This window comes from Dorea sp. D27, assembly GCF_001185345.1.
GTDB lineage: Bacteria > Bacillota > Clostridia > Lachnospirales > Lachnospiraceae > Extibacter.
On record NZ_KQ236757.1, the window covers coordinates 1 to 758 of the forward strand.

The following is a 758-nucleotide window of genomic DNA, read 5'->3' on the forward strand; positions in this document are numbered from 1 at the left end:
GAAGCAGGGCGCCGCTGGGAAGGCAGGGGGCATATGCTGCGATGCGTCCGGGACTGCGACTATCACACAGATTCCTAAGCCTGTGGAATGTTCGCCGATAGCGGCTCTCATCCCACAAGCTAAGGAATCTGGTGAGGATTCTCCGTCCCTTCCGCTTATACCTTCGCATCTGCCCCCTGCCTCCCCAGCGGCTATCTACTTTACTGGCACGGGCGGGGTCGGCTGTGTGACAATACTGGAGGCCGGAAAGAATTTGGCTTGTGTGGCTATATGAATAAAAGATGCGTCAAGTTGAAACCCTTGGCGAAATGGAATTATAATGAGGAAGAGCCGGTATCAGGTACAGGGCTGTTATGTGAGATAACATCCCTTGCCTGACTCCGGCTCTTCCAGCAGCAACGGCGTGTACGCCTCGCTGCAAACGTTTAACTACGATAATATACAACGTTTTAAACTGTATGTGCTGTATACACTAAGCTTGCTACCATTTTCCATCTAGCTGACGCAGCCAGCGTTCATCCGCTGGCCAGTAACGTCACACGGCCGCTCACGCCCTTGTTAGTAAAGTAGATAGCGGACGGGGAGCCGGGTGGGAGATGCGCAGGTGTAAGCGGGAGAGGCGGAGAATCCTTTCCGTAGCCCTTATCCTGCGGGATGCAAGCCGCTATCGGCGCGCATTCCGGAGGGTTAGGGATACGTGAAATAGTCGGAGCCTCGTACGCATCGAAGCATCTGCCACCCGGCTCCCGCACGCGCCT

General features: G+C 55.1%; 2 protein-coding genes. One reads left to right on the plus strand and one right to left on the minus strand.

The features are described from left to right. The coding region (locus HMPREF0980_RS19285) for a hypothetical protein (protein ID WP_207643617.1) at positions 1-274 on the plus strand (274 nt) is incomplete at its 5' end. Positions 275-515: 241 nt separating this feature from the next. On the opposite strand, the gene HMPREF0980_RS19290 is transcribed toward HMPREF0980_RS19285, so the two are convergent. Continuing rightward, positions 516-758, minus strand: a 243-nt coding sequence (locus HMPREF0980_RS19290) for a hypothetical protein (protein WP_207643618.1), incomplete at its 5' end; no start/stop codon positions are given.